7 protein-coding genes are annotated in these 4870 nt (G+C 66.1%); 1 reads left to right on the top strand and 6 read right to left on the bottom strand.

Features of this window, described 5'->3' with window-relative positions; translation table 11 throughout:
- Window positions 1-179: 179 nt before the first annotated feature.
- The 3 genes from B7G52_RS22805 to B7G52_RS22795 form a co-directional block, all read right to left on the bottom strand.
- Window positions 180-935: an SDR family NAD(P)-dependent oxidoreductase gene (locus tag B7G52_RS22805; RefSeq protein WP_096699950.1), complete on the bottom strand. Its 756-nt coding sequence runs from the start codon at window positions 933-935 to the stop codon at window positions 180-182.
- A gap of 50 nt (window positions 936-985) precedes the next feature.
- Entirely contained in the window at window positions 986-1633 is a 648-nt protein-coding gene (locus tag B7G52_RS22800; RefSeq protein WP_096699949.1) for a protocatechuate 3,4-dioxygenase, read from the bottom strand.
- Between the two features lie 69 nt (window positions 1634-1702).
- Window positions 1703-2404 (bottom strand): pseudouridine synthase, encoded by a 702-nt coding sequence (locus B7G52_RS22795; protein ID WP_096699948.1) that lies wholly within the window; start codon window positions 2402-2404, stop codon window positions 1703-1705.
- Between the two features lie 40 nt (window positions 2405-2444).
- Here B7G52_RS22795 and atpE point away from each other — a divergent pair, with 40 nt between their 5' ends.
- Window positions 2445-2687, top strand: a complete 243-nt coding sequence (gene atpE / locus B7G52_RS22790; protein WP_096699947.1) for a F0F1 ATP synthase subunit C — start codon at window positions 2445-2447, stop codon at window positions 2685-2687.
- Here atpE and B7G52_RS22785 read toward each other — a convergent pair.
- Genes B7G52_RS22785 through B7G52_RS22780 form a run of 3 tightly spaced genes read right to left on the bottom strand, consistent with a single transcriptional unit; the run spans window position 2684 to window position 4480 of the window.
- The gene (locus B7G52_RS22785; RefSeq protein ID WP_096699946.1) at window positions 2684-2977 is read right to left on the bottom strand and encodes a VF530 family DNA-binding protein; all 294 of its coding nucleotides are present in this window, start codon (window positions 2975-2977) and stop codon (window positions 2684-2686) included. The genes atpE and B7G52_RS22785 overlap by 4 nt on opposite strands.
- Before the next feature lie 12 nt (window positions 2978-2989).
- Window positions 2990-3133 carry a hypothetical protein gene (locus B7G52_RS23720; protein ID WP_170954859.1) on the bottom strand — a complete coding sequence of 48 codons (144 nt, stop codon included), beginning with the start codon at window positions 3131-3133 and terminating at the stop codon, window positions 2990-2992.
- A gap of 39 nt (window positions 3134-3172) precedes the next feature.
- Window positions 3173-4480: an NAD(P)/FAD-dependent oxidoreductase gene (locus B7G52_RS22780; RefSeq protein WP_096699945.1), complete on the bottom strand. Its 1308-nt coding sequence runs from the start codon at window positions 4478-4480 to the stop codon at window positions 3173-3175.
- Window positions 4481-4870 lie beyond the last annotated feature (390 nt).

Genomic DNA, 4870 nt, shown 5'->3' with positions numbered 1-4870 from the left:
AGGGAGGGGCGGGGGAGGGAGTGGGGAGTCCATCCTACTGTCCAGAGCGGACCACAGACGCAGCGTGACGCCGCAAAAGATTTCGCCGAGAGCTTACGAACGAAATATACCCTCAGCCAAGATCTTGAAAGCGCAAGTAGCTATCAAAAGTATAGCTAACTGACATTGCTGGCCGGACTTCAGTCACGCACGTCGGCCACCGGCTGGCTGCCAAAGTCCGGCCGGGCCAGGTAGGCCAGGATGCGCGCGGCGGCTTCGTCCGGCGACGTCAGCTGGCCCTTGTCCTTGAGGCTGATGAAGTTCTGCTGGTCGGGAAACGCCGACGCGTCGGCGCTGCGCAGCTGGACCTGCATGTCGGTGTCGATCACGCCGGGTGCGAGCGAGCAGACGGCCGCGCCGTTCGGCTTGAGCGCTTCTTCGAGCGCCACGCAGCGCGTGAAGTGGTCCATGCCGGCCTTGGCCGCGCAATAGATGGACTGCGAGGCCATGGCCTTGCGTCCCAGCCCCGACGAAATATTGAGCACCTTGCGCCGCGCTGGCCAGCTTTCGGTGGCGCGCAAAAAGGCTGCGGTCAGCTGCATGGGCGCTTCCAGGCCGACACGCAGCCCCAGGCGCAGATCGTCGGCGTCGGCGTCGCTGAGCGGGCCGATGCGCGGAATCATGCCGGCATTGTTGATCAGCACGGCGCTGGAGAAACCGGCGTGGGCCTGCTCGCGCAGCCATTGCTCGAGCCGCGCACTGGCGTCCGCGCTTCGCGCCAGGTCCAGCGTCCACTGCAGGAGCGGCGTGCCGGCGATCTTGGCCTGGGCGGCCAGTGTTTCATTGGCCTTGCGTGACATGCACAGCAGGGTGTTGCCCGGCTTGAGCAGCTTGCGCGCCATCGCCAGGCCCATGCCGCGGGAGGCGCCGGTGAGGATAAAGAGGTGTTGGGTCATGGCTAGCGATATTACCGACAAACGGCGACGCTGAGCCTTGTCCCGGCGGATCAGGCGGCCAGCACGATGGGAAAGCGGGCCTGCAGGCCGTCGCTGCCCGGCGCAAAGGGCACGGTCAGGGCCGCCCGGTCCGCCTCGCCGAGGCTGCGCCACAGGAAGTCGCGGGGATTGCCGGGGTCGCCGGCCACATACAGCTGGGTGGTCAGCAGTTCCCGCTGACCGAGTTTGACCTTGACGTGGATGTGCGGCGTGCGTCCGGCATAGGCCACCGGTCGCAGGGTGCGAAAGCGGTAGCGGCCGTCGGCGCCCACCGTCACACGGCCAAAGCCCTGGAAGCGGCGGTCCGCCCTGTCGCCGTCACCCGGGTGGTGGTAGTGGCCGGCGTGATCGCATTGCCAGATCTCCACCTGCGCGCCGGCCACGGGTTTTCCGGCCAGGTCGCTGACGCTGCCCTCGACCCAGGCGCTTTGCCCTTCGGGGTAAGTCAGCGCGCCGTTGCGCAGCAGGTCATGGTCGCTGTCCCGCGGCAGGACCACCGGGTAAAACGGCCCTTCGGTTTGCGCCGGTGTGGCGCGGCGGCTGGCGGCCGGCTGGGCGCGCGGGCCCAGCCACAGCGCAGGCGCCGCCACCAGGGCGGCGGCCAAGGTGCGGCGGCGCAGCAGGGCGGCCGGGGAAGAAGGCGGTGGGACAGGGCGCATCGTAGGTCTCCGGTGATCAACATGGGATGCGAAGCCGGCGCTGAAGTTCCGGCCTGGCGCCCCGGCTTGTCAGAAGGGCGCGGGGCTGTTGAACTGCAGAGGCAGGCCGCTGACCGGGTGCACCAAACCCAGCGCGCAGGCATGCAGCAGCAGCCGGGGCGCGCTGGCTTGCACGTCCTCGGGTGCATACAGCCTGTCGCCCAGAATCGGATGGCCCAGGGCCTGCAGGTGCACACGCAACTGGTGCGAGCGGCCGGTGACGGGTTCGAGTTCCACGCGTGTGCTGTGGGTGGGCGCGTCAAACGCCACGGCCCGCCAGCGCGTCTGGCTGGCCTTGCCACGTTCGGCGTCGATGATGCGCAGCGGCCGGCGCGGCCAGTCCACCACGATGGGCAGGTCGATCAGGCTCCAGCCCCCGGGACCGGCACCGGGCGCCGCCGTGGGCCGGCCATCGACCACGGCGACATAACGCTTGTGGATCTCGCGGCGTTCGAACAGCGCGCCCAGGGCACGCTGGATGCTGATGCTGCGCGCCATCAGCATCAGACCCGAGGTGGCCATGTCCAGCCGGTGCACCACCAGCGCGTCGGGGTAGCTCGCCTGGACGCGTGCGCTCAGGCAGTCCTGTTTGTCCTCGCCCTTGCCCGGCACCGCCAGCAGGCCGGCGGGTTTGGCCAGCACCAGCAGGGCGGCATCGGCGTGGACGAGTTCAAAACCGTCGGGGACGCCATGACCTGCGGGGTCATGGTTTTGCTGCTGCGCCGCGTTCATGATTCACCCATCAGCAAGCAACTTGAAGAAGGAGAAAACCATGAGCGACGCAGGTGCCATTTCGATTGCATGTGGGTTGATGATCGGCCTGGGCGCCATTGGCGCCTGCCTGGGCATTGGCGTGATGGGCGGCCGCTTCATCGAGGGGTCGGTGCGCCAGCCCGAACTGATGGAGCCGCTGCAGGTCAAGATGTTTTTGCTGGCGGGCCTGATCGATGCCAACTTCCTGATTGGTGTCGGCGTGGCCATGATGCTGCTGTTCGCCAACCCGCTGGCAGCCTAGCTTTTGGGCGGTGGGAAGTTATGCACGGTCGGAGCGGCGCGCCGCTGCTCGCGCAGCATGAACAGGTAAAGGCTTTCGACCTTGTCCCGGGCCCACGGGGTCTTGCGCAGGAATTTCAGGCTGGACGCGACACTGGGCTCGAAGGTGAAACAGCGGATGTTGATGCGCTGGCCCAGCTCCTCCCAGCCGTAATGGTCTGACAGCGCCGTGACAATCGCCTCCAGCGTCAGCCCGTGCAGCGGGTTGCCGGGCTGATCGGACGTTGCAGGCGTTACGGGCGTGTCAGCCATGCTGCGGGCTGCTTATTTGTTTTTCAGCTTGCCGCGTACGGGAACTTGCGTGACGACGGTCGGTCGCACCGCATCGGGCGATACGGCTTTCGGGGGCGCCGTGTCCTTCTTGGGCTTCTTGACCATCTTGTCCTTGTTTTGCTGTCCTTTTGCCATGGTGTTCTCCGGTGGGTTGATGGGGGTGTAGCGTGATTATCAGTGCAACTTGATGCGCGGACGATAGGTGCGGTCAATCATTTCCGACAGCGTGATCAGGGCGGTTTTTTTCCAGCCGCCCAGCGCCAGCTGGTGCTGCTTGTGCAGCGCCCAGTACATGATCTTGGCGAGTTGCCCCTCGATGAAAAAGCTGCCCTTGGTCAGGCTGCCCATCAGGCTGCCGACCGAGGAATATTCCGACAGCGACACCAGCGAGCCCTGGTCCCGGAAGACAAAGGGGGAAACCGGCTCGCCGCGCTGCAGCCGAGGCAGCGCCTTGACCAGGTACATGGCCTGCTGGTAGGCGGCCTGTGCACGCGGCGGTACCCAGGTGCCGTCGGGCTGCCGGCAGGCGGCGCAATCGCCGAAAGCGAAGATGCTGGCGTCCGTGGTCTGCAGGTTGCCGTTGACGACGAGCTGGTTCAGCCGGTTGGTTTCCAGGGGGGCATCACCACCGAGGCCTTTCAGGAAGTCCGCTGCCTTCACGCCGGCCGCCCAGACCGAGAGACTGGAGGAAATCACCTTGCCGCTGGCCATCTTCAGGCTGTCCGCGGTGACCTCCACCACCTTTTCATTGGTATGCACCTCGATGGCCAGCTTGCGCAGCTCGCGCAGGGCCGCATCGCTCAGGCGTTCGGGCAGTTGCGCCAGCAGGCGCGGGGCCGCTTCGATCAGCACGATCTGCAGGTCTTTTTCCGGGTGGATGTGGTCGAAGCCGAAATTGGCCAGCACCTTGGCCGACGCATGGAGTTCGGCGGCAAGCTCCACACCGGTGGCGCCACCACCGACAATGGCCACGGTCAGGCGCCCGCTGCCGGCACTGCGCGGCACGGTTTGCGCCCGTATGCAGGCATTGATCAGGCGGTCGTTGAAACGTTTGGCCGCTTGTGGGCTGTCCAGCTTGATCGTGTGTTCGGCCGCGCCCGGGGTGCCGAAGTCGTTGGTCTGGCTGCCCACGGCAATCACCAGCGTGTCGTAGCCCAGCTGCTGCGCCGGCGTGATCTCGCGCCCGGCCTCGTCATGGCTGGCGGCCAGCTGCAGGGTCTTGGCGGCACGGTCCACGCCCTCCAGGCGGCCGAGGCGGAACTTGAAATGGTTCCAGCGTGCCTGGGCCAGGTACTCGATTTCCTCGGCGTGGGTGTCAAAACTGCCGGCCGCCAGCTGGTGCAGCAGGGGCTTCCACACATGGGTGCGCGCGGCGTCCACCAGCGTGATTTCGGCCTGGCCTTTTTTGCCCAGACGCTTGCCCAGTTGCGTGGCCAGCGCCAGTCCGCCTGCGCCGCCGCCGACGATGACGATACGTTGCATGAATTTCCCTCCTCGGCATCAGGCTGCCGGCAGTGTTGTTGTGGCGACATGGTAACTGCCGGGGGTGCTTGGTGCTGCTGCGGGTTTGGGGTGGTGACTCTATCGTTGTGAAACTCTGGTTGAGGGGTGATTGGGTTTCGAGGTTTTTGGTGTGCACCAAGCGGTGGTGGTTTGCCAGCAAGCCGGGGGTTGCCCGGCGGCAACTCACTTTTCTTTTGCGTCGCCAAAAGAAAAGTAAGCAAAAGAAAAGGCGACCCGACTGTCTGGGTCCTTCCGCTTCGCTCCAGGCAACCTGCGCTGCTCGACTGCGGCGGGGGTCCGCAGAACTCGCTGCGCTCGGACAACTGCGGCCCTGATCCCGCCTCCATCTGCGCTGCTCGGCCCAGCCAA

The sequence above is a fragment of the Polaromonas sp. AER18D-145 genome, assembly GCF_002379095.1.
Taxonomy (GTDB): Bacteria; Pseudomonadota; Gammaproteobacteria; order Burkholderiales; family Burkholderiaceae_C; genus Polaromonas.
This window is presented reverse-complemented; position numbering and strand designations above follow the sequence as displayed.